Source organism: Pyxidicoccus sp. M15 (genome assembly GCF_056858435.1).
In genome coordinates, this window is the sequence record NZ_CM166495.1 from 18,090 (window position 1) to 44,277 (window position 26,188).

Annotated in this window: 20 protein-coding genes and 1 pseudogene; 8 read left to right on the forward strand and 13 right to left on the reverse strand. The window is 69.8% G+C overall.

What is annotated here, in order from left to right:
- Nucleotides 1-17: 17 nt before the first annotated feature.
- On the reverse strand, nt 18-2,786 hold the full coding sequence (locus ACX9TP_RS00075) for a hypothetical protein (RefSeq protein ID WP_482977632.1): 2,769 nt from the start codon (nt 2,784-2,786) through the stop codon (nt 18-20).
- A 102-nt stretch (nt 2,787-2,888) separates the two neighbouring features.
- Here ACX9TP_RS00075 and ACX9TP_RS00080 point away from each other — a divergent pair, with 102 nt between their 5' ends.
- From ACX9TP_RS00080 to ACX9TP_RS00090, 3 genes are all read left to right on the forward strand, one after another.
- A complete protein-coding gene (locus tag ACX9TP_RS00080) occupies nt 2,889-3,269 on the forward strand; it encodes a hypothetical protein (RefSeq protein WP_482977633.1) in 381 nt (126 codons plus the stop codon).
- 126 nt (nt 3,270-3,395) lie between these two features.
- On the forward strand, nt 3,396-4,799 hold the full coding sequence (locus tag ACX9TP_RS00085) for a M16 family metallopeptidase (RefSeq protein WP_482977634.1): 1,404 nt from the start codon (nt 3,396-3,398) through the stop codon (nt 4,797-4,799).
- Nucleotides 4,799-6,328, forward strand: coding sequence for a M16 family metallopeptidase (locus ACX9TP_RS00090; protein ID WP_482977635.1), 1,530 nt, complete (start codon nt 4,799-4,801; stop codon nt 6,326-6,328). The genes ACX9TP_RS00085 and ACX9TP_RS00090 overlap by 1 nt, the downstream gene beginning before the upstream one ends.
- 59 nt (nt 6,329-6,387) lie before the next feature.
- On the opposite strand, the gene ACX9TP_RS00095 is transcribed toward ACX9TP_RS00090, so the two are convergent.
- The 3 genes from ACX9TP_RS00095 to ACX9TP_RS00105 form a co-directional block, all read right to left on the reverse strand.
- Nucleotides 6,388-6,684 carry a hypothetical protein gene (locus ACX9TP_RS00095; protein ID WP_482982340.1) on the reverse strand — a complete coding sequence of 99 codons (297 nt, stop codon included), beginning with the start codon at nt 6,682-6,684 and terminating at the stop codon, nt 6,388-6,390.
- Nucleotides 6,685-6,836: 152 nt separating this feature from the next.
- Nucleotides 6,837-8,498, reverse strand: a complete 1,662-nt coding sequence (locus ACX9TP_RS00100; RefSeq protein ID WP_482977636.1) for an alkaline phosphatase D family protein — start codon at nt 8,496-8,498, stop codon at nt 6,837-6,839.
- 146 nt (nt 8,499-8,644) lie between these two features.
- Entirely contained in the window at nt 8,645-9,649 is a 1,005-nt protein-coding gene (locus ACX9TP_RS00105) for an alpha/beta fold hydrolase (RefSeq protein ID WP_482977637.1), read from the reverse strand.
- 166 nt (nt 9,650-9,815) lie between these two features.
- Between ACX9TP_RS00105 and ACX9TP_RS00110 the strand changes: the two genes are divergently transcribed.
- Together ACX9TP_RS00110 and ACX9TP_RS00115 are read left to right on the forward strand one after the other, a co-directional pair.
- Nucleotides 9,816-10,274: a hypothetical protein gene (locus ACX9TP_RS00110; RefSeq protein WP_482977638.1), complete on the forward strand. Its 459-nt coding sequence runs from the start codon at nt 9,816-9,818 to the stop codon at nt 10,272-10,274.
- Between the two features lie 12 nt (nt 10,275-10,286).
- Nucleotides 10,287-10,670, forward strand: a complete 384-nt coding sequence (locus ACX9TP_RS00115; RefSeq protein WP_482977639.1) for a hypothetical protein — start codon at nt 10,287-10,289, stop codon at nt 10,668-10,670.
- A 13-nt stretch (nt 10,671-10,683) separates the two neighbouring features.
- On the opposite strand, the gene ACX9TP_RS00120 is transcribed toward ACX9TP_RS00115, so the two are convergent.
- The 3 genes from ACX9TP_RS00120 to ACX9TP_RS00130 form a co-directional block, all read right to left on the reverse strand.
- Nucleotides 10,684-11,919 (reverse strand): MFS transporter, encoded by a 1,236-nt coding sequence (locus tag ACX9TP_RS00120; RefSeq protein ID WP_482977640.1) that lies wholly within the window; start codon nt 11,917-11,919, stop codon nt 10,684-10,686.
- A 296-nt stretch (nt 11,920-12,215) separates the two neighbouring features.
- Nucleotides 12,216-13,727 carry a CapA family protein gene (locus ACX9TP_RS00125; RefSeq protein WP_482982341.1) on the reverse strand — a complete coding sequence of 504 codons (1,512 nt, stop codon included), beginning with the start codon at nt 13,725-13,727 and terminating at the stop codon, nt 12,216-12,218.
- A gap of 627 nt (nt 13,728-14,354) precedes the next feature.
- On the reverse strand, nt 14,355-14,861 hold the full coding sequence (locus ACX9TP_RS00130) for a DoxX family protein (protein WP_482977641.1): 507 nt from the start codon (nt 14,859-14,861) through the stop codon (nt 14,355-14,357).
- Between the two features lie 280 nt (nt 14,862-15,141).
- On the opposite strand from ACX9TP_RS00130, the gene ACX9TP_RS00135 reads away from it, so the two are divergent.
- Nucleotides 15,142-16,056 carry a hypothetical protein gene (locus ACX9TP_RS00135; RefSeq protein WP_482977642.1) on the forward strand — a complete coding sequence of 305 codons (915 nt, stop codon included), beginning with the start codon at nt 15,142-15,144 and terminating at the stop codon, nt 16,054-16,056.
- Nucleotides 16,057-16,062: 6 nt separating this feature from the next.
- Here the strand turns inward: ACX9TP_RS00135 and ACX9TP_RS00140 are convergent, their stop codons facing one another.
- From ACX9TP_RS00140 to ACX9TP_RS00165, 6 genes and pseudogenes are all read right to left on the reverse strand, one after another.
- Complete coding sequence (locus ACX9TP_RS00140; RefSeq protein WP_482977643.1) at nt 16,063-16,857, reverse strand: tRNA1(Val) (adenine(37)-N6)-methyltransferase; 795 nt, start codon at nt 16,855-16,857, stop codon at nt 16,063-16,065.
- 19 nt (nt 16,858-16,876) lie between these two features.
- A complete protein-coding gene (locus ACX9TP_RS00145; RefSeq protein ID WP_482977644.1) occupies nt 16,877-17,449 on the reverse strand; it encodes an imm11 family protein in 573 nt (190 codons plus the stop codon).
- Between the two features lie 2 nt (nt 17,450-17,451).
- Nucleotides 17,452-18,742 (reverse strand): annotated as a pseudogene (locus ACX9TP_RS00150) (AHH domain-containing protein).
- A 283-nt stretch (nt 18,743-19,025) separates the two neighbouring features.
- Complete coding sequence (locus ACX9TP_RS00155; protein WP_482977645.1) at nt 19,026-20,912, reverse strand: extracellular catalytic domain type 1 short-chain-length polyhydroxyalkanoate depolymerase; 1,887 nt, start codon at nt 20,910-20,912, stop codon at nt 19,026-19,028.
- A 309-nt stretch (nt 20,913-21,221) separates the two neighbouring features.
- Entirely contained in the window at nt 21,222-22,187 is a 966-nt protein-coding gene (gene gshB / locus ACX9TP_RS00160) for a glutathione synthase (protein WP_482977646.1), read from the reverse strand.
- 75 nt (nt 22,188-22,262) lie between these two features.
- Nucleotides 22,263-23,858, reverse strand: a complete 1,596-nt coding sequence (locus ACX9TP_RS00165) for a serine/threonine protein kinase (protein ID WP_482982342.1) — start codon at nt 23,856-23,858, stop codon at nt 22,263-22,265.
- Nucleotides 23,859-24,331: 473 nt separating this feature from the next.
- On the opposite strand from ACX9TP_RS00165, the gene ACX9TP_RS00170 reads away from it, so the two are divergent.
- Both ACX9TP_RS00170 and ACX9TP_RS00175 read left to right on the forward strand, forming a co-directional pair.
- Entirely contained in the window at nt 24,332-25,144 is an 813-nt protein-coding gene (locus tag ACX9TP_RS00170; RefSeq protein WP_482977647.1) for a hypothetical protein, read from the forward strand.
- Between the two features lie 191 nt (nt 25,145-25,335).
- On the forward strand, nt 25,336-26,184 hold the full coding sequence (locus tag ACX9TP_RS00175; RefSeq protein WP_482977648.1) for a hypothetical protein: 849 nt from the start codon (nt 25,336-25,338) through the stop codon (nt 26,182-26,184).
- Nucleotides 26,185-26,188 lie beyond the last annotated feature (4 nt).

The window sequence follows — 26,188 nt, forward strand, 5'->3', positions numbered from 1 at the left end:
GCCTGGAACCGGCACCCTCAGGGGTGCCGGTTCTGCCTCGCCCGGTTGCGGAGCGGGACGGTGGCGGCGTCGTGGATTCGCAGGTCCTGGGCCATCCGCACGGCGCGCTGGACCCGGGTCCGGATGGAGTTCTGGAGCGGGGCGCTGCCGGCAATCTCCATCGCGGTCTTCTTGCCAATCCACTCTGCCGCGTCGGGGTCCACCGCCAGGAGCAGGGGGTCCCTGGCCGACTGCTGCGGCTGGGCGAGCGCCGTGGTCACCTCGTTGCCGGTGGGCGCGGGCGTGGGGCCCATGCTCCAGCCCCGGATGCGCAGGGTGCACAACCCGCAGAAGGTCAGCGAGGAGGCCTGGGCCGCGTTGTAGCTCATGATGCAGGTCCACGTGCCGTCGTCGTGGAAGGTCGGGTGCGAGCCGGCCTTCGAGGTCCCCGGCGGCGCATGGGGCATGAAGAGGTGGTGGCCAATCTCGTGGGTCATCGAGATTTCCGGCGTCGCGCCCACCATCTTCCCGAGGATGGCGAAGCCCTGCTCGCGCCAGGTCCTGGCGTCCTGGTAGCGGCTCCACGGGTAGATGGACACGACGCCGCTGTTGCCCCGCAGCCGCGTGCCGCAGTTGCACTCGCGGTCTTCACGCTGCTTCGCCGTCAGGACGTGGGCGCACTCCATGCAGGTCGTGCGGTTGGTCCTCGAGGTGTAGGCCTCGGCCGCCATGGACCAGTTCATGAAGTTGTCCTGGTAGTCGAACTGGAAGAGGTGGATGCCCTCGATGTCCGGGTCGGTGAGCTCGTCACAGACGTCGTGCAGCATCGAGGCCGACCACGCCTTGCACTTCTCCTTGTAGAGCTTCTCGCTATGGACCTGGTGCTCCTTGAGGAGGGCCTTCGCAATCTCCTGGTCCGACTTCCCCAGGAGGGCCGCGTCCTCGAGGATGAGGTCGTCCGAGTACCAGAGCCGCGTGTGGATGCCCAACCCGGTGCGCTGACGCAGCACGATGGCGTTGTGCGTGATGTCCATGTCGCTCGTGATGAAGCCGCGGCACCGGTGCACGTGCGCTTCGACCTCGGTCACGAACTGCGCGTAGCTGCGGAAGTTCACACCCCAGTCATTGGCGTACTGCTGGGCCGGAGGCAGGCAGGCGCAGCGCGTGAGCATGTGAAGCCCGTCCCAGATGTTCTGGAAGGCGTTCTGGTAGTCCACGCCGGCGACGACCGAGACGGCCGGGGGCACCCGGAGCTCGATGCCCGTGTGCCGCAGCAGGTTCTGCACCCGGTCCCAGTTGAAGATGCCCTGCTGAATCGCGGCGGTCTTCTTCCAGTGCCGGGCGACCTGCATGAGGCGGCGGACGGTGAACTCGCGGCTCGTCGCCTGGGGCAGCGTGCCCGCGTCGGCGCGCAGCTGGGCGGCCGTCCTGTTGGCCACGTCCAGGTTCACGTTCGGCGGGGCGAAGTAGCACGTGAGCGTGTAGCCATCCCCGACCATGCGGGACGGCCGGAAGGGCACTCCCGTCTGACCCGCGCCAACGCCCTCGGTGCGCGCGTAGCTGTACGCCGCCCAGGTGCGGGTGCCCGCGGCCACCACCTTGAAGGGCATCTGCGCGGGGATGGGGTTGACCGTGTTCTTCGCGTAGCCGTTGGCGGCCTGCGCCGGGTCGACGGGGCTCCCGTTGGGCTCGAAGACGGGGCTGGAGCCGGGGCCGCGCTTGCCGCCATGGTCCACGTGGCAGTTGTCGAGCCCGTGCGGCCAGTCGTTGGGCTTGTAGTGGACGGCGTCGGCGAGGAAGGCCTTCACGTCCTTGTCCGGGATGGTGCCCGGCGAATGCTTCGCCCCTTCCCAGTCCCACAGGAAGCGGGCGTTGCCCAGCGCCCTGGGCGCGTCCACGCTCGCACCGGCCGCGTCCAGCACCTGCACCCGGGCGATGATGGGGATGATGGGGCCGTCGCCCCAGAGCGCGGCGTACGCGGAGTACAAGGCGTTGCTGTACCACTCCCACGAATCCCGCCCGAAGACGTTGCTCTCCAGCAGGACCTGCAGCGCGTTGCCCCCCGCGCCGATGTTCATCGGGCCCGCGAGCTGGTTGACGAGCTCCGTGTGGACGAGCTGGTTCCGGCGCTCGAAGTCCTGGCGCTCGGCGGGCATGCCGATGAAGGGCATGTTGGGGACGATGGCCTGTGGGCCCAGCTCCAGCAGGATGTTGCCCACCAGCACGTCGAGGTAGAGCCAGCGGACGGGGTAGGTGGCCACGTTGCCCGGCCGCGGGGTGATGGTGGCCTTGAGCTTGTAGGGAGAGTGCTCGACAGTCAGACAGTCGTCGGGGAACTCCGCCGGGACGTAGGCGCGCGTGATGACCGGCGCGGCGGCGGACGGGTCGCTGCACGCACGCTCCACGGGCACGTCGTCCAGGGAGTTGAACGGGGTGTCTCCGTTCTTCGCCGCGGTGCCCGCGAAGTCGATCTTCTTCGTCCACAGCGGGACGGCCGGGAGGTCGTCGTGCCGGTACAGCTCCAGCTCGATGGACTCCACGTACTCGCGGCCCGACAGCTCCCAGTGGATCCGGATGTCATCCACCGTCGGTGCGACGCGGTAGCGCCCCCGGTCCGCGGCGGCGACCTCCGGGTTGTTGTTCGGGTTGAACGATTGAGGCTGGGCGCTGGAGGGAGCCACCCACAGCTGCGTAATCGCGCACTGCGCGGGCGCGTTGCACGACTGGATGACGCCTGGATTGTAGGGGGCGGGAACGCTGACGTCGGCGAACTGCGCGGGGAGAATCTTCGGGGGGTAATCCGGCATCGAGCCTTCGTACGAGCGGGGGCTGAAATGGTAGGTTCCCCGCAAATCCAGCGTCAAGCGAAGGAGCCAGCGGAGCTCCACGCCGGAGGATGCGCCTTGCTGGTGATTCGACGTGAGCAGATGGCGGCGCTCCAGCGCGCGCGCGACGGCAAGCTGGCGGAGTGGGTGGTGCAGTATCTGCGGGCCCGGCATCCGGCGGCGCTCACCGGCCTCGCTGACGAAGAAACCCTGCGCCGGACCTTCGCCGGCATCTCACGGGCGCGGCGCCATGGCTTCGTCACGTCGAATGCCTACGGCGAGTTCGTCGCGGCGATGCTGCGCCACGCGCCGGACTTCGACGCGCACCCGGAGTTCACCTCCCGCTTCACGCCTCGCGAGGACGAGACTCCCGACGCGGCGCTCTCCCGTGCGCTCCGGGAGATGACACCCGCCGCCTGGAAGGACATCGCGCTCGCGGCGGACGCCGGGGCCTGGGAGGCCTGACGAGGCGCCAACCACTCGACGGTGCCCGGCATTCCCGCCCGCATTCCCTATCCAGAGGGCCGGGGCCGCGTGCTAAGCGCAGGACGTGAGTCCATGGCATCGAGACCCGGAGGCACCTTGTTTCGAATGAAGGCCCTCGTCGCCGCAGCCCTCGTCTTCAGCGGGCTACCGGCGCTCGCCCAATCCACCCAGGAGGCGAAGCCCGCGGCAGGACGCGAAGCGCTCGCCATCCCCTACGAGAAATACACCCTGCCCAATGGGCTGGAGGTCATCCTCTCCGTCGACCGCAAGCTGCCGATTGTGTCGGTCAACGTCTGGTACCACGTCGGCGCGTACCACGAGCAGCCCGGCCGCACCGGCTTCGCGCACCTCTTCGAGCACATGATGTTCCAGGGCTCGAAGCACGTGGCGGACGACGTGCACATCTCGATGCTCGAGCAGATTGGTGGCACCGACCTCAACGGCACCACCAGCTTCGACCGCACCAACTACTTCGAGACCGTCCCCAGCAACCACCTGGAGACGGCGCTGTGGCTGGAGAGCGACCGCATGGGCTTCCTGCTGGACGCCCTGACGCTGGAGAAGCTCAACACCCAGCGCGAGGTGGTGAAGAACGAGCGCCGCGAGGGGACGGAGACCGCCCCGTACGGCGTGGCCCGCGAGAAGGCGTGGCACGCGCTGTTCCCGCTGCCGCACCCGTACCACGGGGACGTCATCGGCTCGATGGAGGACCTGAACGCCGCCACGGTGGACGACGTGAAGGCCTTCTTCCGCCAGTGGTACGCGCCCTCCAACGCGACGCTCACCATCGTCGGTGACTTCGACGTCGCGAAGACGAAGGCGCTGGTGGAGAAGTACTTCGGCTCGCTGCCCAGCCACCCGAAGCCGGCGACCCCCCAGGTCGCCCCGGTGAAGCTCACCGCGCCCGTGGTCATCCGCCAGGAGGAGCGCGTGGCGCAGCTGCCGCTCCTGTCCATCCAGTGGCTCACCGCCCCGTACCTCAAGGAAGGCGACGCCGTCGCGGACGTGCTGGCCACCGCGCTGTCCACCGGCAAGGCGAGCCGGCTCTACCGCCGCCTGGTGCTGGAGAAGCAGCTGGCCCAGAGCGTCAGCGCCACGCAGCAGAGCCAGGGCGCGCAGTCCGTCTTCACGCTGGACGTGGTGGCCCGCCCCGGCGTGTCCACCGACGTGCTGCTCAAGGAGGTGGACGCCATCCTGGAGGAGGTGCGGAAGAACGGCATCACCCAGGAGGAAATCGAGCGCGCCCGCACGCGCTATGACACGCGCATGCTCGCGGGCCTGCAGGCCGTGGGCGGCTCCGGAGGCAAGGCGGACGTCCTCCAGAGCTACAACCACTTCGTCGGCGACCCGGGCTACATCGCCAAGGACCTGGCGCGCTACGAGCAGGTGACGCCCGAGTCCGTGAAGCAGTTCGCGCGCGACTCGCTGTCCCCCAACGCGCGCGTCATCCTCCACGCCGTGCCGCCGGCCCGCCGGCAGGCCCCCATCGAACCGAAGGAGCGCAACTGATGCGCCGCCTCCTGACAGCCTTCCTCGCCGTCTCGCTGGCCGCCTGCGCCAGCAACCCCAAGCCCCCGCCGCCCAGCCCGGACTCGCCCGCGCTGGGCGCGACTCCGGCCGAGACGCCCACGCCGACCCCGGCCGCCGCCGACCCCGAGGCCTTCCGCGAGAAGCCGCCCGAGCCCGGCAAGTCGCCGGACCTGGTGCTGCCCACGTTCCAGAGCGCGAAGCTGGACAACGGCCTCACCGTGCTGGTGAGCACGCGCAAGGAATTGCCGCTCGTCTTCGCCGGCGTGGCCTTCGCCTCGGGCAGCGCGCAGGACCCGAAGGGCAAGGCGGGCCTGGCCGAGCTGTCCTACCGCATGCTGCTGGAGGGCGCGGGCAAGCGGGACACGGTGGCGCTGGACAACGCCTTCGCGGACCTGGGGGTGTCCCCCGGGCTGGAGGTGAATGCGGACGGCGCCGAGGTAGGCGTGCGCGTGCTGAAGCGCAACGTGGACCCGGCGCTCGCCCTGCTGGCGGACGTGGTGATTCGGCCCCGGTTCGACGCGAAGGCCTTCGACCGGCGCAAGAAGCAGCAGCTGGCGGACCTCGTGCGGCAGCTGGGCTCGCCCATCATGCTCGCGCAGCTGGCGGCGCTGGAGGCCATCTTCAGCGAGGACCACCCGTACGCGCACATGGCGGACGGCCTGCCCGCGTCGGTGCAGGCGCTCACGCTGGCGGACGCGAAGGGCTTCTACCAGCGCCATGCCGGCCCGCGCGCCGCCGCGCTCATCCTCACCGGGGACATCACCCTGGACGAGGCCGTGGCGCTGGCGAAGAAGCACCTGGGTGCGTGGAAGGGCCCGGGCACGCCGCCCGCCGCGCCGCCCACGCCCGCCGCGCCGCCGCGGCAGCAGGTGTACGTGGTGCCCAAGCCGGAGCTGGCGCAGACGGTGATGCTGGTGGGCCGTCCGGGGCTGGCCGCGGGCCACGCGGACGAGTACGCGCTGGAGCTGGCCACCACCGTGTACGGCGGCTTCTTCGGCAGCCGCCTCAACATGAACCTGCGCGAGGCCAAGGGCTACAGCTACGGCGCGGGCGCGTTCATGGACACGCGCCTGGGCGTGGGGCCGCTGCTCTCGTACACGGCCGTGCGCCAGGACGTGACGGGCCCCGCCCTCACCGAGCTGGTGAAGGAGCTGTCCGGCCTGAAGGAGCGGCCGATTACGCAGAAGGAGCTGGAGTCCGCGCGCGAGGGCCTCGTGCGCGCCATCCCCGGCGGCTTCGAGACGGTGGAGGGGCTGGGCGCCACCGCCGCGTCCATCTACTTCAAGCGCCGCCCGCTGGATGAGCTGGAGCGCACGGTGGAGGGCCTGCGCAACGCCACCGCCGCCGAGGTGCAGCGCGTGGCCGAGCTGTACCTGGCTCCGGACGCGATGCAGATTGTCCTCGTGGGAGACCCGTCCACCATCCAGGAGCAGGTGGGCCCGCTCAACCTGGGCAAGCTGATGCCGGTGGAGCCGGACGCGGCACCCGCGCCGGGCGCCGGGCGGTAGGACCGCAGGGCAGCGCCGGGGCTCGCGAGCACTCGCGAGCCCCGGCGGCCTGGCGGGTGCTAATCCTCTTCGCCCTGTCCGGCCATGCGGGCCTCGGCCCGCTCGCGACCGATGCGCTCACGCTCCAGCTCGTCGGCTTCGTCGATGGGGCTGCGGATGTCGGGCACGTCGCCGCCCACGGGCGCGTCGCTGTCGAGCGCGAACTTCGCCTCGCTCGTCGCGTGGATGGAGTCCGCGGAGTAGAGCGGCAGCGTGTCGTCCGCCTCCAGCCCCCGTTCCACGCGGTCCTTCGCGTAGGGAGGCTTGGTGGCGGCTTCCTTGCCGCCCTTCAGGGGGTCGTACTTCCGGTTGGCCATGTCGCGCTCCTCGTCGAAGGGCGCGGGGAGGAGCCCCACGCCGGCACACGCCTACGAGGCTCAATGTCGGGGCGCGCGGGTTGCCCACCAAGCTCCCCACGGCGGCACGGACGCATGCCTGCCCGGTCGCCGTGGAGCCGGCGCGGCGCGAGCTACCGGGACGCGGACGGGGGCTCCACCACCACCTGCATGGAGAGCGGGGTGTGCTCGGCCTCCCAGCGCAGCCACAGCTTGGGGCGGGAGGTGGCGTTGTTGGGCCGCTTCACGCACAGCGACAGCCAGTTGCGCTCGCGCAGGTAGTGGTCGGCGCCCACGGGGAGCAGCTCCGTCTGGATGAAGGACGGCAAATCCTCCACGCCCTCTCCCGCCAGCGTGCGCATGCCGAGGAACTCCAACATGCCGGGGGGCGGGTGGACGATGGCGGAGGACGTCACCTGCTCGATGGCGGCCTCGGCCACGCCGGGGGAGAGGTGCTCCGGGTTGCGCGAGCGGATGAGGCCGCGCGCGCCCACGTGCACGTCGCCGGAGATGACCGTCACCGCGCAGCAGGACTCCTTGGCCAGCCGGAAGAGGTCCATGATGAGCCGCGTGCGCTCGCCGCGGTGAACGACGGACTCCCACTGGTCCAGCATGTCGTCGCGTAAATCAATCATCCCCGCGACACGCTCCGCGGCCTGGCCGAAGCGCAGGTGGACGAGGGGCACCGAGGACACGACGATGACGTGCCGGTACTTCGTGCCCGCCCCGGCCTGGTGCTCGCGGCGCCACGTGTCCAGGTCGGACCACTGCGCTTCGTTCATCACCACGTGCTCAATCTTCCCGCTGGACTTCACGCGGCTGGTGCGACCGCTGCGCAGGTCCAGCACCACCACGTCCAGGTCGCACTCGTCGCCGGTGAAGCGCACGGTGCGCAGGTAGTGCGTCTCGCCCGGCTTGCGCTCAGCCGGCGTCTTGTCGACGGTCCTCAGGCCGCCGAGCTGGAAGGCCTCGAAGGTGAGGGCGGCGGCGCTGTAGAGGGTGCGGTACCAGGGGCTGGCCTGGAGCTTCTCGTGCGAGCCCCAGCCGTCGAAGATGTCGTGGTCATCCCAGGTGAAGAGGCCGGGGACGCGGGCGAGCATGGGGGCGATGCCGGAGGTGCCGCTCCAGCGCTCGCAGTACAGCTCCACGTAGCGGGCGACCATGTCGTCGTGGAAGTTCGCGGGGAGCTCGCAGACGAGCTTCTTCTCCAGGGGCAGCTTGCGGAAGTCGACCAGCTCCTGCGAGGCGTACCAGATGGAGTCCGCGTACACCTGGTCTCCGCCGCCGATGAGCAGGTGGAAGCCGCCGGTGGCGTCTTCGTGCTGCTCGCGCATGTCCTCCCAGCAGGCGAAGGGGTGGCCCATCTTCGACACGGCCTTCCACGCCTCGGGGCTGCCGCCGCCGTTGCAGGAGAAGAAGGCCGCGCGCGGCAGGGTGCCGCGCTCCGGCACGACGACGTCCTTCACGTCGTCCAGGCCTTCCAGCGGTAGGGCGCCGTCCATGGGGACGAAGCGGTAGGCGACGCGCTGCGGGTGGGGCGCGCGCGGGAGGGAGACGTTCCACTTCCAGAGCACACCGGCCATGGGGCTTTTGAGGGCGGAGAAGTCGGCGGCCAGCTTGGGGTCGGTGATGACGGCGCCGGGAAGCGCCTGGGCGCTCGCATCGAGGAACGCGAGCCGCAGCGGGGGAGGCTTCGTGGGGTCCGTGCCGGAGAGGTACAGGTTGACGGAGAAGGTCCACGTGTCCGTGGACTGCGCGTCCGTCATGTACAGCATCGGCCCGAGCAGCTTCTTCATGGCTCCCCCCTGCGAGTGCGCCAGGGCCCATGTGCCCTGGAGCGGGAGGGAGTCTAACGCGGCGGGTGACACGAGGGCGCGGGGCCTTCACGCGGAGCGCGGGGCGTGTCCCCAAGTTGCCCACAGCCCCGAGGGCAGGAGGACGTTCACTTCCCGAGGAAGCCGAGCAACGCGGAGTGGAACTTCTCCGGCGCCTCGAAGTGGGGGATGTGGCCCACGCCTGGGAGCTCCGTGAGCGTCGCGTTGGGGATGGCCTTCGCCACCGCCTTGCCGAGCTGCGGGTACTGACCCATGGTCGCGGCGACGTCGGCGGGCACCTTGCCGCGGCCGATATAGGTGCGGTCCTCCTGGCCGATGACGAGCAGGGTGCGCGGCTTCACGAGGGGGAACTCGTGGGAGACGGGCTGCTCGTAGATCATCTGCGACGTGGCGGCGGCCACCCAGGCGAGCCGCGGGTACTCACCGCTCTGGAGCTGCCGGGCGAAGATTTGGACCCAGACGTCGTACTCGGGCTTCCACTTCACGTAGTACGTCTGGTGGTACTTGCGGGTGCCCTCCTCGGTGGCCTGGAGCTGCTCGCGGTAGTAGGCCTCGGTGGCCTGCCAGGGGGCCTTCTCGCGGTAGTCCTCGAGGCCAATGGGGTTCTCCAGCACGAGGTGCGTGGTGGACTCCGGGTACATGAGGGCGAAGCGCGTGGCGACCATGCCGCCCATGGAGTGGCCCACGACGGCGGTCTCCTTGATGCCGAGCGTGTCGAGCAGCTTCTTCGTCAGCGAGGCGAAGGTGTGGAAGCTGTAGTGGACGTCCGGCTTGGAGGAGCGGCCGAAGCCAATCTGGTCCGGGACGACGACGCGGTAGCCAGCGGCGGAGAGGGCGCGGATGGTGGGCTCCCAGTACGCGCCGAAGAAGTTCTTCCCGTGAAGCAGGATGACGGTGCGCCCGTTGGCGCGGCCCGTGGGCTTCACGTCCATGTAGGCCATGCGCAGGTCCTGCCCCTCCAGCGTGACGGGGAGGAACTGGACGGGGAACGGAGAGGGGAAGCCTTCGAGCGCGATACCGAGCGGCTCGGTGGAACGGACCTGCTGGGCGAGCGCGGGCCCGGAGGCCAGCAGCAGGGCGGTGAGGGCGAGGAGGGATGAACGCGTGAGCATGGCCCCGGTGTAACGCGAGGTGTGGGCGAGTGCAGGGGCTTTACCAGTGGACTCGGTGCACGCATCCGGCGGTGAACGGTGTCCCCCGGGAAGCATGGCTCGGGGTTCCTCGCGCACGAGCCCTGCCGCGAGCATGTAAAATGAGCTCACGATGAGATGGCTTGGCTTGGTGACGATGCTGGCCATGCTTGGCACCGCGTGCGCCCACGCACCGCAGCCAGAGCGGCGGACCTGGTTCATCTCCGAGGATGCACACGGGGTAGGCCCCGCTCCGGGAACGGGAGGCGCTGGTGACCGTGACTGCCAGGCGGAACACGAAGAGTGCTTCCGGAACTGCTGGCGGAAGAGCCGCCCGCCATACCCCCACAAGCACGACGAGTGGTATTACAAACGTTGCACTGCGGACTGCGGCAACGCGTACAACGACTGCGTGGACGAACAGGAAAAGGAATCAGCGGCCAGAAAAGCGACGCTCGAGTTCTCGCGCGTTGACCAGGCAGTGGATTGGATCAAGAACCACAAGGCCGAGGTGACGCTTGGAACCGTTGTCGTCATCGCGGGCGTTGCATTCATCATCACAACGGGCGGCTCCGGCGCGTTGATTCTGGCGCCTCTTGCTCTCTAGGCGGATGCATCCATGGGGTACGACTCCAACTTCGACGTGGACTCCGTCCTGGAGAAACTGAGCACCGTGAACGAGAAGTATCCGGACGGCTCGCCAGAGGACGAAGCGCTCCGAATCGCAGCGGTGGCGCTGCTCTACGTCCGAGACATCCAGAAGCTGGATGAGTACCGCGAATACTTTCGTCGGTTCTACATCCCCGCCATCGAGTCGGTGATTGTCTCCCACACGTTCACGACGAAGGAGGACGCGGAAGCGTGGCTTGCCAGCGGAACGGCGCTCGAAGGGGAGCTCGTGAGGATTGCCGGGCAGGGCTTTCGCGTCATCACCGCGCGAAGCGGCAAGGGGCTGATGTTGCTCCGCACCCCCCTCCCAGAGGAGATGGAAACTCCAGGCTGACCCACTCGAGAAGCTACGTGCTGGCGTTGTCGAAGCTGCGCGGCCGCATGAAGCGCAGCGTGAGCACGAGCGCGAGGAACAGGACGCTGGAGCTGACCATGACGAAGCGAAGGCCCACGCGGTCCGCCAGCGCGCCCAGCCCCCACACACCCACCGCGTACCCGCCGCCGAGCACCATGCCGTAGATGCTGCTCATCCGCGCCTGCAGCTCGCGCGGCACGCGGGACTGACAGTAGGAGTTCAGCCCCGTCATCATCATCATGTAGCTGGCGCCGAGCAGGACGATGCCCACCGCCGCCACGTGCAGCGTCGGAGACAACCAGTACAGCGCCGACACCCCGCCAATCGCGAGCGAGATGAGTCCCAGCAGCCGCCGCTGTCCCAGCGCGTCCACGAGCGTGCCCACCACCAGCGCCGCCGTCACCGCGCCCGCGCCCTGGCAGGCGACGAGCATCGACGTGGCCCCGGCGCCCTGACCGAACTCGCGGATGGCGAACACCGGCACCAGGCCGATGAACGGCGCCACCAGCCCCGCGACGAGCAGCGTGCCCCACAGCATCAGCGAGATTTCCCGGTCCGCCCGCACCACCGAGAAGCCGTGCACAATCTGCTTCCACAGGTTCTGCGCCACCTTGCCCATGTCTCGCGGCGGCATCCGCACGCGCGACAGCGCCACCAGCACCGCGAGGAAGGACAGGGTGTTGATGAGCAGCGCCCAGGACGCGCCCCCCGTCGCCAGCACGAGCCCCGCCAGCGCCGGGCCGATGATGCGCCCCAGGTTGTACTGCGCCGAGTTGAGGCTCACCGCGCTGTGCAAATCCCGCGGAGGAACGAGCTCCACGAGCATCGCGGAGAAGGCCGGGCTGATGAGCGTGCTCGCGCAGCCGTTGAGCAGTGAGACGACGCCCACCGCGTGCACGCTGAGCTGGTGCGTGAAGGCCAGCAGCGTCAGCACGCCCGCGAGCAGCAGCTGCACCACCGTGCCCAGCGCCACGTACGCGCGCCGGTCGAACCGGTCCGCGAGCGCGCCACCGAGAGGCGACAGAATCACCGAGGGCAGGAAGGTGAGGGCGGCGATACCACCCGTCCACTCGGCGCGGCCCGTCTCCTGCGTGACGTACACGCCCATCGCCACCGCTTCCATCCAGGTGCCGACGGTGGAGACCAGCGCGCCCAGCCAGACAGCGAAGTAGCCGGGATGGTCGAAGGCGCGAAGCGAGGAGAGACGTGGCAGTCGGAGTGCGCGCACGGCGACCATCCTTGTATCGCACGGAGGCCACGCGCGCCTTCCTGGCTCGCGTCATGCTTTGAGCCGCAAATACGAGACTGGCAGTGGGGCCAGCAGCCGGGCTTCACCGTGCGGCGGGAGACAGCTCACGGACGGCGCACGCGGCGCGGACGTGACAGGTCTCTCGCGGTACACGCGGAATCTGTGCCGAGGGAAACCAGCGCACCCGTGGGCACGGGTGCGCGGAGGTCGGGAAGGCTCAGTGTCAGCGCACGCTGACGGGGCCCGGTGTCACCGCGCGCTGACAGGGCTCGGTGTCACCGCGCGCTGACGGGGCCCTTGCCCGCGGGCTTCACGGTGCCGTCCTCGGAGATGCGCGCGCCCGTCTCGGGGAAGTCCTCGGCGGTGAGGCCGCGAACGAGGGGGATGACGGCGCCAGCCGGGTCCGGCTGTGCGATGCCCTGGCCCACCTGCTTCGTGGGGAGGATGCGGGCGGACTCGAAGCGGCCGTCGCCCTTTAGCTCCACCTCCAGCACCATGCCCAGCCCCTGCGCGCCCTTGAGGGTGAAGCGGCCGTAGGTGGCGAAGTTCCCCAGCGAGTAGGCGATGAGCCGGCCCTTGTAGAACTCCAGGCCGCGCACCACGTGCGGGCCGTGGCCGATGACCAGGTGCGCGCCCGCGTCCACCACGGCGCGGGTGAAGGTGCGCAAATCACCGCGGTCCTCGCCGAAGAACATCTCGCGGCCTTCCGGCACGTGGAGCGCCTTGCTGCCCTCGGCGCCGCCGTGGAAGGAGACGATGACGAGGTCATGCTCCGCCGCGGCCGCGCTCACCAGCGCCGTGGCCGTGGCCAGGTTGTTGAGGTGGTTGCACGAGGGCGACGTGTGGAAGGCCACCACGCCGATGCGCAGCCCGTTGCGCTCCACCGTGGCGATGGAGCCCGGCGGGCCGCTCCACGGAATGCCCAGCGCGTCGAGCGTGGACTCCGTCTCGCGGCGGCACAGCTCGCCGAAGTCGCCGGAGTGGTTGTTGGCGGTGGAAACCACGTCCACGCCCGCCTCCTTCAGCGTCACGCCGTAGGACGTGGGCGAGCGGAACGCGTAGCAGTTGCCCTTGGAGCGGCACTTGGTCGTCTTGCCGCCGTCGCACAGCGGGCCCTCGAGGTTGGCGAAGGTGAGGTCCGCGTCCTCGAGCAGCGGGCGCACGCCGACGATGACGCTGGCGGGGCCCTCGGGAGGCAGGTGGCCTTCGGGCACGGTGGTGCCGAGCATGACGTCACCCACGGCGCGGATGCGCACCTTCGCGCCCGGCGGCGGGGGAGGGCGGTTGCTGGCCTGGGGCGCGCGGGAGAGCTTCTCCTGGAGGGCGGCCTGGCCCTGGGCCTGCGCGAGCGCGGTCTCCAGGTCCGGGTGGTCCGGCGCGAGCTTCTTCACCTCGGTCCACTGCGCGAGCGCGTCCGTCCAGCGGCCTTCCACCTGGTACGCCCAGCCCAGCTCCCAGCGGCAGTCCACGCGCGAGGGCGCGGCCTCCACGCAGGCGGACAGCTCGGTGATGGCGGTGCGGGTGTCCTTCGCCTGGAGCGCCGCGAGGCCGCGGGCGTAGCTCGCGTCCGCGTCGACCACGGCGGGGGCGGGGGTTTGCGTGCGCAGGGCCACGGCGGCGGCGCGCACGGCGCTGACCGCGGCCTCGGCGGCGACGCGGCCGACGTCGGAGACGATGGCGTCGGGAGTGGGCGGTGCGGCGGCAGGGGGAGTGGGCGGCACGGACTCCGGTGCGGCAGCAGGAGGTGTCGCTTCCTGGAGCGCGGCGACAGTACCCGCCGCATGCATCACGCTCGCGGTGTCACGCGCCGAGCCCGAAGCCACGACAACGGCCTCCGCGCCGTGAGCGACGGGACGCAAGCCCACCGCGGCCTCACGCGTCGCACCGAACGCAGCTCCCGAGAGGGCGCTGGCGTGGGCATCGCGAACCGCGGCCTTCGCGGATGCATTGCCCGCGAGCACGGCGTCGCCGGCGATGCGAGCCCGAGCCACATCCAGGACCGCGGCCTTCACGGACGGACGGCCCCTGGAGCCAACTCCATCCCCAAGTGCGGCACGCACGGACGCCATACCCGCGGCGGTGACAACCGGCCCGGACGCGGCATCCTCCCGGAGCGCGGCCTTCACGGACGCGCTGCCCGCGGTGGAGAGCAGCTCGGCGGTGTGCGCCTGTGCTGTGGAGAAGTTGTGGGTGGAAGCGGGCTCGCGCGCCGAGGGAGCACCCGGCGTGGTGGCGAGCGCCAGCATCAGAAGGACGGACGAGGGCATGGCCCGCGCATCTTACGGGCCGTCCGGGCGTCCGGGGGTGATTGGCATGGGCTCGCCCCATCGGCAGCCGGGCAGGCGACACACACCCCATCAGCCAGGGTGATGGGGTGTGCGGCACCGGGCAGGCAGGCCCTCGGGTGGGGCGTCTCAGCCGAGCAGGTCCAGCAGCAGCGAGCGGCTCCGCTGGCGCGGCAGCAGGCGCAGGCGGCGCAGCTCCTTGCGCTTCACCTTGCGCTCCAGCGCGCTGTGCACCGAGAGCTGACCCGGCCCGCGCAGCAACAACCCGAGCGCGATGGAGCACAGCGCGAGGTTGAACTCGAAGCCGCCCTTGGTGTTGTCGAAGCCTTTGGACCCGTGGACCTTGGCAATGGCGAATGCCTGGGTGACGAGCACGCCCAGCGCGGCGGGTCGGGTGGCGAAGCCGAGGATGGCGCTCACGCCCGCGACCAGCTCCGTGATGCCGGTGGCCAGCACCAGGGGTCGGGCCGGCTTGAGGCCGAGCTGCTCGAAGAAGCCCGCGGTCTGCTCCGTCCCCTCCTTGCGCAGCTTGCTCAGCCCATGCACCACCATCGTCGACCCGAGTGACAGGCGCGGTGGCAGCAGGGCCGCTGACTTCAGGATGCTCGGTTGCTCGGTCAGCGATGCCACGTTCATTCCCACTCCTCCTTGAGGCGGCCCGAGGCCAGTCCGGAAACCTCGGTACGTTGGGGCCGGTCGCTCCCCATGGCACCCCGAGCCATGTCCTCCTCACTCGTCGAGCAGGCAGGCCGGCGTCGCATCTCCCACGTCCGCCCAGCCTGCCCCCGTCCCGAGGGCACCCTCGCCTACGGTGTCACTCGACCCGGGTGCCGGCTCTGGCTCGAAGGCACCTTCTTGGAGGCACGCATCCGGAGTGACTCGACCCCGGTGCCCGCTGGCGCGAGACTCCCTGGCCATGTCCCCCCGCTGGCCGTTCCTGTTGCTGTCGCTGTCCGTCCCCGCCCTCGCGCAGGACGGTGTCGCCGTCCGGGTGCGCTGCCCGGAGAAGTGCACCGTGGTGCTCGATGGGAAGAGTGGGCGGCGGGTGACGGACTCGACGTGGGAGTTCGAGGGCATCGCGACGGGCACGCGGCGCGTGGAGGCCACGGGCCTGTTGGGCCGGCCGCTGGCCAGCGGGTTCGCGGACATCCCGGACGTGGCGGAGGCGGACGTCTTCCTCGCGAGCAACAAGCGCATCGTGGTGGAGCGAGGCAGCACCAGCCCGCCCGGCACACCGGCGTGGGCGGAAGGCGAGGGCGCGAGGCCGCGCGAGAAGGTCGGCGCAGGGGAGAAGAGCGTGGCCATCGTGCGGTGTCCCGAGGACTGCACGGTGCTGCTCGACGGACGCCGGGGTCTGGGCAGGGATGGCCGCACGTGGGAGTTCAAGGACGTGGAGCCGGGGCGGCGCCGCGTGGAGGCGAATGCCGCCTTGCTCAACCGGCGGCTCTTCGTCGACTACGTGGAGGTGCCCGCGGGTGCGAAGGCGACCTTCTACGGGGACTCGAAGGGGAACGTGAGGCTCACGGAGGACCGGAGCCTGGAGGCGGCGGAGCAGGCTCGTGCGGAAGGTGGCTCGCACCTCAACGTGCGCTGTGAGAAGCCATGCACGGTATCGCTCGATGGGGCGCGGCGCGGTTCGAGCAATGCGACGAGCGTGGTCATCCGGGACGTGGCGCCCGGGGCGCACGAGTTGAACGTGGTCTTCAAGGTGGGCAGGAGCCGCAGGCGGACCACGCTCGACGTGAGTGCGAGCAGCGAAGTGTTCGTCACCGTTTCGGAGGACGAGGGGTTCCAGGTGACAAACAGAAAGCCGCTGGCGAGCGCTCCGTAGAGAAGCTCAATCGCCTGTATCCCCAGGGAGGGGAGGTATCTGTTCCGCGAGCGGTGGGTCCATCAATGCGGCCACCTCCGCGGAATAGCCGCCCGGTGCCTCACCGTGGACGATGAGCGGCGGGCGCACGGCGAGTCCCCGGTCACGGTCCCTGAGTGCCTGGACCAGGAAGCGCGTGGCCGGTGAGCCCACGCGCGAGTGCACGAAGCGCAGCACGGAGGGGTACAGCTTCGCCCGGGTCAGCAGACCGAGAACCTCGGCGACTCGGGACGCCGGGTACACGAGGCTGACGGTGCCTCCGGGCATCAGCGCGTGGCGGGCGGCTGCGACCACGTCGCTTGCATCACAGGCGACCTCGGACTTGGACACGGCGCGCTCGTCGTCGGGACTGCGGACTCCGGCGTTGGCCACGCGGAACGGGGGGTTGGACACGACGTGTGCGTAGTGGCCGCCGGGCACGAGCTCACGGATGCGTCGCAGGTCGCCGAGCAGCGGTTTCACGCGGGCTGCGCAGTCGTTGAGCACCACGGCCCGCTCCAGTCGCGCGTGTACCGCGGGCTGCAGTTCCAGCGCGTCCACGGGGCCGAGGTTGAATTGTTTCACGAGTAGGAAGGAAACGACGCCACTGCCCGCGCCCAGTTCCAAGATGGGACCTGGAGTGCCCGTGTTCTCGGTCGCCGCGAAGTGCGCGAGGAGCACGGCATCCAGCGTGAAGCGGTAGCCGCTCCGGCGTTGCAGCACCCGCACTCCAGCCGTGCCGATGGAGTCGAGCGTTTCGTCGGGAGCGGTGGGTTCAGGCATGTGCATCTCGCGGGTGAGCCTATACCTCCGTGAACTTCATGCCGGTGGCACCCGTGCGCTCCAGCGCGTCCTTGATGTCCTCGGAGACGATGAGGACGGTGGACCAGCCCCAGGTGCGGAACACCTTCACGTCGCCGACCAGAGACTTGTCGATGCGCAGCCCTCGAACGTTGTGATACGTCCCCACCTTTTCCGGCTGCCCATCCTCAGGCTTGAAGTAATCGACGTATGCGCAAGCCTTGTCGTCGATGCACTTCACCAGCCGCGTGGCGTTGAGGATGAAGTACGGCTCGGGCTGACCTTCGACCTCCACAGGGAAGAGCTGGACGTTCTCCCGAGCGAGTTCCTCGAACACGGATGCGACTCTCGGATGGACGATGGGAGTGGCACCCACTGCGGTCGTGGAGAAATCAACCGGTCTACCTGGGCGATACAACGGGATACGGAGGGGCTCTCGAAGCTCTACGGGATGACCCTCAGAGAATTGCCAGACGTCATCAATTTCTTGGCCACGAAGGTCCGTGGGCTCGTCGGGATACCAGCGCTCAGGGATGTAGAGGTCCTGGTACAGATCGAAATAGCGAGCCGGCATCCCTACTCCCTGCCCTTCGTGACGAGCCGACGAAGCGTGTTTCCTGGCGTGAGTAGTTCATTGCACAGCTTTTTCAACTCCATGACCAATGCTTCCCGGCATGCGTCGGTGTTTCTGCAATGCCTGAGTGCTCGCTGAACCCGTAGATAGACCTCCTGATGGTATGCCTCCGGATGAGGCCCCTCGTGGCCCCGGATGCGCACCAGGTTGGCTGGGTCATTCAGCGTCATGCCGGCCCTCCTGAAGAGCTTCTCGAACACCGGCGTCCAGGGTCCTCCGTTCGCGTCTGACTCCGTGTTCTTGTCGGTGCAGATGTGATGCACCTTCCCATCCGCGTCACCCAGGATGCCACCTGAGCTCGAGGCCACCATGGCCACCGCTCCAGGCACGAGGGTGATGACGACGCCACCCTCCACCACCGCCACCGCGCTCACCTGCTCGACGGCCGCGAGCTTCACTCCGAGCTGCGACGCACTCAGTGCCGCTGCTGGAGGAAAGCCCGGTAACAACGGCAGCCGGGAGACCAGCCCCGAAGCTCCTCCCACCGTGCCCTTGCCCACCACCAGCGCCACCGCGAGCACGAAGATGCGTGCACCCTGGGTGCCTACCACCTGGCCGAAGTGCTCTCCGGCCTCTTCCAATTCCTCGAAGGTGGTGGCCTTGTCCGCGCTCCGTTTCAGCTCGACGCACGCGTGGACCATCGTGAGGAAGGCATCGATTCCCAGGTACGCCAGCAGCACCACCGACACCACCGCGGCAGCCTTGGTGAACACGGGCTCGGGATTGGTCGCCAGCACCGCCCACGACACCAACGCCGATACCACCACCGCCTTGAAGAAAGTGGGGTTGAGCGTCTGCTCCACCGCGTCCGCGATGCTCTCGTGCATCGAATCCAGCGACAGACCCAGTGCCAGCGCCAACCGGTTCCTCGCGTCGAAGCCCAGGCCATCCTGCAGCAGGGAGAGACAGTCTCCGGGCCCCTCATGCGCCCGGCACCATCGGCCATAGTCTCTGTGCAGTGCGCTTCCCAGCACCCTGTCCATGGAGCTGCCACGTGCCGAGGCGCGCACCCACCACCCGGTGTCCGCAGGGCGAAGGGACAGCGGCACGTCCAGCACCAGGCGCGAGTGCCTTCTCGAAGTCCTCCGCGCCTACCTCCACGGATCCACCCAACGTCCGCGGTGTGTGCTCCAGAGGCCGGCCATTGCCCGTGTCCAGCCGCACCACTCGAGGGCTCGCGCAGCCCAGCACCAACGGAATCAGCAGCAGGGCCCACCAGCGTCTCGCCGCCACGCGTATCTCCCGGGCTCGAAAGGCCCACGGTCAAGAACATGGCACGAGAGCACTGACGCAATCGCCGGGTCGATGGTGGAGAACCGCAGCTCCGCACTGTCCGGCCGCCGCGAAGTGCGCTCGTGGCACCACGCTCCGTGCCTATGAAATCGGCACACGCAGTCGCTGCGGGATGTACCCGACCCCGTGCGTGTATGAACGGCACGGGACAACGACAAGACGCCGAAGCTGAGCCAGGACGGCAGGCCGGACCGACACTCCGGCCCGCCGTCCCCACGTCACACTACGGCGTGTACACGACGGTCAGCGTGGCGCCCGCGCCGTCCCTGACGAACAGGTACTGCGTCGCCGTCTGATTCCCGCTGAAGCCCAGCCGCAGCTGCGTCTTCCCCGTCCGGTTGATGGCGGAGAGCCCGGCGCCGCTGAAGTCTCCAGAGGCCTTCGTCCCGGCCGTGAACCTGTCGATGCTCGCCACACCGCTCGCGGTGGCGGCCGAGGCCCAGTCCGCCGTCTCCGTCGCCGCCGCGTTGAACGTGCCGTTCTTCACGTCGATGAGCAGCGTGTTCCCCGCCGGCGTGGACCACGGGTCACCCGAACCGGACGAGTACGTCACCGTCAGGTACGCACGCGTAATGGCCGCCGTGTCCGGAATGCTCGACGTGTCGAAGGACATGAACGCGCGGTTGTACTTCCCGTCCGTCCCGCGCCCCAGCGCCAGGCCCGTGAGCGTCCCCAGCGCTGGCGCGCTGCCGTCCGCGTTCGCCTTCAGATACCCGTCATCCGCCGTGACACTCGTGAAGCTCACCGTCACCGGCGTCGGCGTGCCGCTGTTGCTCACGGTGACGCTCGTGCCGCTGTCCGTGGCCTGGTTCCCCGCCGCGTCGAACGCCCGCGCTCCCAGCGTGTGCGTCCCGTTCGACACCCCCGTGCTGTTCCACGCGAGCTCATACGGCGCCACCGAGTCCGAGCCCACCGTGCTCCCGTCCACCAGGAACTCCACCCGCGCCACGCCCACCGCGTCCGAGGCGCTCGCCGTCACCGTGACGGTGCCGCTCACCGTGGCCCCGTTGGCCGGCGCCGTCACATTCACCGTGGGCGGCGTGGTGTCCCCCGGGGTGACGGCACCCGTGAGCCCGAAGAACTGCGCCTGGTAGTAGACGGCGCAGAGATTCGCGTCGAGCAGGTACGCCCCCGTCGTGCCGCACGCCGTGGAGCTGCCCGGGAAGCTGTACTGCGGGTCCACGGGCACGCCGTGCCCCATGCCCGTCATCTCCCACGTCTCCACCTTCGCGCTGCCCGAGCCGTCCCGGTACACCTTGTGAGGGACGTTGCCCACCGTCTCGGTCGTGTCCGCCGTCTGGTCGATGCCGTGGACGTTCGTCCACTGCTCCATCGCCTCGGTGAGGTTCATCACCTTCACCGTGAAGTCGTTCGTCCCGTGCCAGATGGAGACGCGCGGCCACGCGCCCGTGTATCCGGAGTACGCGCCGCGCACCAGGTCACCCCAGGCGGCGGGCGTCTTGTCCACGCCCGGGCTCATGCAGTTGAAGCCCGCGTTCATCGTCAGCGCGCACTTGTACGGGCCACCCGAGTTGATGGCACCCGCGGAGAAGACGTCCGGGTAGGTGGCCAGCAGCGCAGGCGCCATGTACCCGCCGCCCGAGAAGCCGCTGAGGTACACCCGCGACGAATCGATGGAGTACGCGGACTTCATCGCGTCCACCATCTGCTTGATGGAGAGCACCTCGCCCTGGCCGCGGGTGATGTCGCCGGGCTCGAACCAGTTGAAGCAGCTGGTCGGGTTGTTGCCGCTCTGCTGCTGCGGGTAGACGACGTAGAACTTGTAGAGGTTCGCCGCCGCCGTCCAGCCCGTGTTCTCCATGGCCGCGGCCGTCTGCGTGCAGCCGTGCATCACCACCACCAGCGGCGCGTTGGCGGGCATCCCCGTCGGCACGTGGCGGTACATCAGCAGATTGCCCGGGTTGGTGCCGAAGCCCGTCACCTGGGTCAGCGAGCTCGCGACTTCCCGCACCTCTTCGGGCGCGGCCTCGGGAATGGACGCTTCTTCGGGGGAACCACAGCCCGCGGCACTCATGAGCAGGAGCGCCGCGAGGCGCAAACCGGGGAACGGCGAGCACGACGGAGCACGGCGGGGGTGTTGCGTGTGCATGGTGCCTCCCGGGCCGCCAGTGGGGGGAGAGCGGCGGCCGAGGAGCGAGACCTGACTCTCCCGACTCTCATCGATTCAAGGCGCGTCGCGTCGCCGGACGCATGAAACATGAACCAACATTCAATTCAGCGCGTCACGGCCAACCATTGCGCGCTGCGTCGGCGTCTGGGGTGAAAGCTGAACCACCATTCAGCTCCGGGCACCGGGTGACAGAGGGGAGGGCACCCTTCGTGCGCACCAAGCCCCCGGAAACACGAAGGGCCCGGAGCTTCGGCTCCAGGCCCTCGGGTGCCGCGAACCGTCCGGTGGTTACCGCGCGTTGCGCTGGGCGGCCAGCCGCTCGGCCACGTCCAGCACCTTCGCCTCCACGCAGACGCCGTCCAGCTGGTTGGCTTCGTAGATGCCGGTGGGGCTCGTGACATTCACCTCGGTGAGGTAGTTGCCGAGCACGTCGATGCCCACGAGCAGCAGCCCGCGCCGGCGCAGCTCGGGCTTCAGGCGCTCGCAGATTTCCAAATCACGCGGCGTGAGCACGGCCTTCCGAGCCACCCCTCCGGCGGCCATGTTGCCCCGGTGGTCGTCCTCGGACGGCACGCGCAGCACGCCGCCCACCGGCTCGCCGTCCACCAGGAGGATGCGCTTGTCGCCCAGGCGGCTCTCCGGGATGTACGCCTGCGCCACTACGGCCTCGCGGCCTCCCAGCGTGAGCAGCTCCACCGCCGAGCGCGCGTTCCGGTCCGTGGGCGACAGGAAGAGGATGCCCTTCCCACCGAAGCCGTCGATGGGCTTGAGGATGGTGCCCTGCGCGTTGCGCGCGATGAAGTCCAGCAGCACCGGCAGCTCGCGGGTGATGCGCGTGTCCGGCATCAGGTCCGGGTAGCGCAGCGCGAAGAGCTTCTCGTTGGCGTCACGGATGCCCGCCGGGTGGTTGATGAAGGCGGGCGCCCTGTCACCGCACAGCTCCACCAGCTGCGTGGCGTGGAGGAACTCCGCGTCCACCGGCGGGTCCTTGCGCATGAACAACACGTCCAGCGTGGACAGGGGGTGGGCGGCCTCGTCGAGCACGTCGAAGTGCCGGCCCGGCTCGGCGCGCACGGTGACGCGGCGCATGCGGGCCTCGGCGCAGGTGCCGTTGAAGCGCAGCCAGCCCTGCTCGAAGTAGCGCACCTGGTGGCCGCGCTTCTGCGCCTCCAGCATCAACTGGAACGTGGAGTCGTGGTTCACCCGCACCGTCTCGAGCGGGTCCATCAGGAAGCCAATGGTGAGCGCGGCCATGCTGTCCGGGGTGGAGGTTGGGGCCGCGAAGATAGCGGAGCACCCCCCCGCGTGTCCCTCATTCGCGGGGACTGTTCACCCTTCGGGAATGGTCGTGAGCGCCAGCTTCAACCGGGTCGGCTCTCCGACCTTGATGGGCACGGCCAGCACGCGCTTCTTCTTGTCCGGGCCGATGATGAACAGCTTGTGCTCGCCCGCCGGCATCGCCACGTTGAACATGGGCGTGCGGCCCAGCTTCGTCTTGCCGCGGTACACGTCCGCGTCCGGCGTCACCACCAGCGTCAGCTTGCCCTTGCCGCGCACCGGGGACTGGGTCGTCCGCTCCGGCTTCGTGCCCTTGTCCTTGTCGTCGCGCACCGGAGGAGGCGGCGGCTCCACCTGCGCCGCCGCCGTGCCCGCGTCCGGCACCGGCGTGCCGGGCTCGCGGAAGACGGGGAGCCGCGGGTCCACGAAGGTGCGCATCTCCGGCTCGGGCTCCACCGTCGCGTTGAGCACCTGCGACAGGTGCCACGCGGCGAAGCCTCCGCCCACGACGATGCCCAGGAGCAACAGCCCCCACAGCGCGTTGGACAGCCGGGAAGACGCGCTCTCCGTCTTCGCCGTGTCGGCCACGGCGGGCGGCTTCCCCGCCGCCTTCACCCGGCGCGACGGCTTGCGCGGCACCGGGGCGACACCGCTCTGGGGCGTGGCGTCGTCCATCCGCTCCGGCAGGTACGGCCCGTCATCCCCGCGAAGCGCGCGCTTCGCCTTGTCCACCATGGAGGTGCTCGCCGTGCCCTCCGCGCTCTCCAGCAGCGCGCGCGTGGCCGCCATCCGCTCGGAGAACAGCTCCTTCATCATCGACGCGCGGTGGTCCGCGTCCATCAGCAGCCGCCCCGCGGCCGCTTCAATCGCCCGGGCCATGTCGCGGCCACTGAGGAAGCGCTTCTCCCGGCTGCGCTCCAGCGCCTGCATCACCACCTTGGACACGCCCTCCGGCACGTGCGGCGCCACGTGCGAGGGCCAGGGGATGGGCGCCTCGAGAATCTTCACCATCTCGTCGCGCTCGTCCTTGCCCGCGAAGAGGCGCGCCCCGGTGATGAGCTCGTGCATCATCACCCCCACGGAGAACAAGTCGCTGCGGCCGTCCAGCTTGTCGCCGCGCACCTGCTCCGGGGACATGTACCCGGTGGTGCCCTTCACCGTGCCCGCGCTGGTGCGCTCCAGGCTGCCCTTCGCCTTGGCGATGCCGAAGTCGAGCAGCTTCACCACGCCGTCGTACGTCACCATGATGTTCTTCTGGGCGACGTCGCGGTGGATGACGGGGCTGGCCTCGCCCGAGGGCGCGGTGAAGGTGTGCGCGTAGTGCAGCGCCATGCAGACGTCGCGCGCCACCGACAGCGTGAAGCCGATGGGCAACGCGTCCTTGTGGCGCAGGCAGGCCCCGGTGATTTGATTCAGGTTCTGCCCGGCGATGAACTCCATGGCCAGGTAGAGGCCGTCCTCCTCCTGCCCCAGGTCGAACACCTGGGCGATGTTGGGGTGGTTGAAGGCCGCGGTGATGCGCGCCTCGTCGAGGAACATCCGCTCGAACTGCGCGTTGTCCCGCACGTCCGGGAGGATGCGCTTGATGACCACGTACTTGCGGAAGCCACCCGGACCCGAGGTGAAGCCGAGGAACAGCTCGGCCATGCCACCCACGGACAGCTGGGTGACGACCTCGTACTTGCCGATGCGCTCGCCCCGATACAAGTCGATGGGGAAACCCTCCACCCGCGCCCCGCTCCCGGGGACCTTCGCCGGTACGGAAGATAACAGGCTTGTAGGGGGCGGACGTCCCGTGAGAATCCGCCGGCACGCCCGGTGGGCCCCGCATCCACCGGAAGCCTGTGGATGGCCTGTGGACAGCGGGGGTGGGGTTGTGGAGAAGCGGGGGCGGGGATCAACACCTGTGGGAGCCCGGGGGAAACCTCCCATTTACCCACATGTAGCAGCGCGCGAATTCCCGAGTCATCTCGCGAGCTTGCTGACTTGTCCCCAAGTCTGGGGTCCCTGCTTCTACTACCGTTAGATCAATACCTCTATGAACCTATAGAAGAAGCAGTCGGCGGGTGGGGACAATGCCCCTGTGGATGCGGTGAGACAGGGCTGTAGAGTGCCGGCCGGTGCGCGCCCTCATCCTTCCGCTCTGGCTGTGCGCGGCTTCGGCCTGGGGCGCGGAGCCTCCGCTGACGCGGGCCGAGCAGGCCTTCGACGCGCTGGAGTTCGACGCCGCCGCGGAGGCCTACCAGGAGGCCCTGGCTGCCCCTGGGAGCCGCGCGGAGCGGCTGAAGGCATGGGAGGGGCTGGCACTGGCCCGCGCCTTCATGGGGCAGCCCCAAGAGGCCCAGCAGGCCTTCGAGGTGCTGCTGGTGCTGGACCCGGACGCGCGGGTGCAGGCGTCGCTGGGGCCGAAGATTCGCGCTCCGTATGAGGCGGCACGCAAGGCGTTGGAGGGCCAGCGGCCGGTGCTGACGGTGACGCGCGCGAAGGACGGCCGGGTGGTGGCCACGCTGGAGCAGCCCCGGCCGGTGGCGGTGGAGTTGCTGGTGGCGGTGCGGCAGCCGGGCGCGGCGGGCTTCAGCGCGGCGGTGGGCAAGCCCCCCGGGCCGGTGGCGGTGAAGGCGGCACCAGAGCGCGCGGTGGAGGCCTATGCCATGGCGCGCGACAGCGGCGGCGCCGTCCTGTTCGAACAGGGCAGCATGCGGACGCCGCTGCGGTTCGATGCCCCGGTGGCACCTCCGCCCGCGGTGGCGGCGGCGCTCGACGTGGCACCCCCGGGAGTGGAGGAGCGGGTGGACGAGGGGCGGCCGCTGTGGCCCTTCGTGGTGGGCGGAGTGGGACTCGCGGCGGCCGCGGGCGTGGTGCTGGGCGTGGTGCTCAGCCAGCCGGCGCCGCTCGCCCTGCCGCCGGCGGACCGGACGGAGCAACTGCCATGAGCAGCGACGTGTCTCCGAGCGCTCGGGGCCCACGGGCGGCGCATCGCGGGCGGGCCGGCGGCACGGACTCGCGAGCCCTCTCCTTCATGCCGACCTCGCGTGCGAGCTCGCCCGGGAGCAGGCGCGCCCGGAGCGGCATGGACTCGCGAGCCCTCTCCTTTATATGGGCCTCACGGCTGCTCGCCCTCGCCATGCTACTGGTGCTGGGCGCGTGCGAGGAGACGCCGACGCTGGTGGCACCGGACCTGTGCGCGAGCGTGGCCTGTCCCGACGGACAGACGTGCGTGGAGGGCAGATGCCTCGCCACCACGTGCCGGGGTGTGGCCTGCGGCGCGGGCCAGGTGTGCGAGCAGGGTGCGTGCGTGGAGCCCGCGTGTCTCGGCGTGACGTGCCAGCCGGGCGAGCGGTGCCGGCAGGGGAGCTGCGGCCGGGTGGGCTGCGGCTCCGGCGTGGCCTGCTTCCCGACGGAGCGCTGCGTGCAGTCGGCGTGCGCGTATGACACGTGTCTCGGCGTTGCATGTCCGCAGTCCACGGTGTGCCGGCCGGGGGGGCTGTGCCGGAGCGTCGCGTGCACCGGCGGCTTCGACTGCGAGCCGGACGAGCGCTGCGGCACGGACGGCCGCTGCGTACCGGCCTCCGGCTGCGCGGCGGTGCGCTGCCCGTCCCAGCAGGTGTGCCGTGACGGCGCGTGCTCGGCGCTGGCCTGCACCACCGACACGGACTGCGGCGCGGGCGAGACGTGCCGCGGCGGCACCTGCCTGCCCGTCACCGATGCGTGCTCCGCCGTGCCCGCGTGCCCCTCCGGCCAGGTGTGCCGCGCGGGCGCGTGCCAGGAGGTGACGTGCGGAGCGGGGCGGCCGTGCCAGGGACTCGAGGGCTGCCGCTCCGGACGCTGCGAGGGCCCGGTGCGCCATGAGGCCCAGGGCGTGGCACCGGCCGGCGCCACGCTGCCGTCGGGGCGGGGCAGTGTGGGCGGTGGCATTGGCGGCGGGCCGATGCGCGGTCCGACGCACACGCTCTATCCCGGCGTCGTTCCCTGAAGCA

What these genes read in the sequence shown, in the direction of transcription:
- ACX9TP_RS00075 (WP_482977632.1), bottom strand. Translation starts at nt 2,786, where the DNA reads ATGCCGGATTACCCCCCGAAGATTCTCCCCGCGCAGTTCGCCGACGTC.
- ACX9TP_RS00085 (WP_482977634.1), top strand. Translation starts at nt 3,396, where the DNA reads ATGAAGGCCCTCGTCGCCGCAGCCCTCGTCTTCAGCGGGCTACCGGCG.
- ACX9TP_RS00090 (WP_482977635.1), top strand. Translation starts at nt 4,799, where the DNA reads ATGCGCCGCCTCCTGACAGCCTTCCTCGCCGTCTCGCTGGCCGCCTGC.
- ACX9TP_RS00095 (WP_482982340.1), bottom strand. Translation starts at nt 6,684, where the DNA reads ATGGCCAACCGGAAGTACGACCCCCTGAAGGGCGGCAAGGAAGCCGCC.
- ACX9TP_RS00100 (WP_482977636.1), bottom strand. Translation starts at nt 8,498, where the DNA reads ATGAAGAAGCTGCTCGGGCCGATGCTGTACATGACGGACGCGCAGTCC.
- ACX9TP_RS00105 (WP_482977637.1), bottom strand. Translation starts at nt 9,649, where the DNA reads ATGCTCACGCGTTCATCCCTCCTCGCCCTCACCGCCCTGCTGCTGGCC.
- ACX9TP_RS00115 (WP_482977639.1), top strand. Translation starts at nt 10,287, where the DNA reads ATGGGGTACGACTCCAACTTCGACGTGGACTCCGTCCTGGAGAAACTG.
- ACX9TP_RS00125 (WP_482982341.1), bottom strand. Translation starts at nt 13,727, where the DNA reads ATGCATGCGGCGGGTACTGTCGCCGCGCTCCAGGAAGCGACACCTCCT.
- ACX9TP_RS00130 (WP_482977641.1), bottom strand. Translation starts at nt 14,861, where the DNA reads ATGAACGTGGCATCGCTGACCGAGCAACCGAGCATCCTGAAGTCAGCG.
- ACX9TP_RS00135 (WP_482977642.1), top strand. Translation starts at nt 15,142, where the DNA reads ATGTCCCCCCGCTGGCCGTTCCTGTTGCTGTCGCTGTCCGTCCCCGCC.
- ACX9TP_RS00140 (WP_482977643.1), bottom strand. Translation starts at nt 16,857, where the DNA reads ATGCCTGAACCCACCGCTCCCGACGAAACGCTCGACTCCATCGGCACG.
- ACX9TP_RS00145 (WP_482977644.1), bottom strand. Translation starts at nt 17,449, where the DNA reads ATGCCGGCTCGCTATTTCGATCTGTACCAGGACCTCTACATCCCTGAG.
- ACX9TP_RS00155 (WP_482977645.1), bottom strand. Translation starts at nt 20,912, where the DNA reads ATGCACACGCAACACCCCCGCCGTGCTCCGTCGTGCTCGCCGTTCCCC.
- gshB (WP_482977646.1), bottom strand. Translation starts at nt 22,187, where the DNA reads ATGGCCGCGCTCACCATTGGCTTCCTGATGGACCCGCTCGAGACGGTG.
- ACX9TP_RS00165 (WP_482982342.1), bottom strand. Translation starts at nt 23,858, where the DNA reads ATGGCCGAGCTGTTCCTCGGCTTCACCTCGGGTCCGGGTGGCTTCCGC.
- ACX9TP_RS00175 (WP_482977648.1), top strand. Translation starts at nt 25,336, where the DNA reads ATGCTACTGGTGCTGGGCGCGTGCGAGGAGACGCCGACGCTGGTGGCA.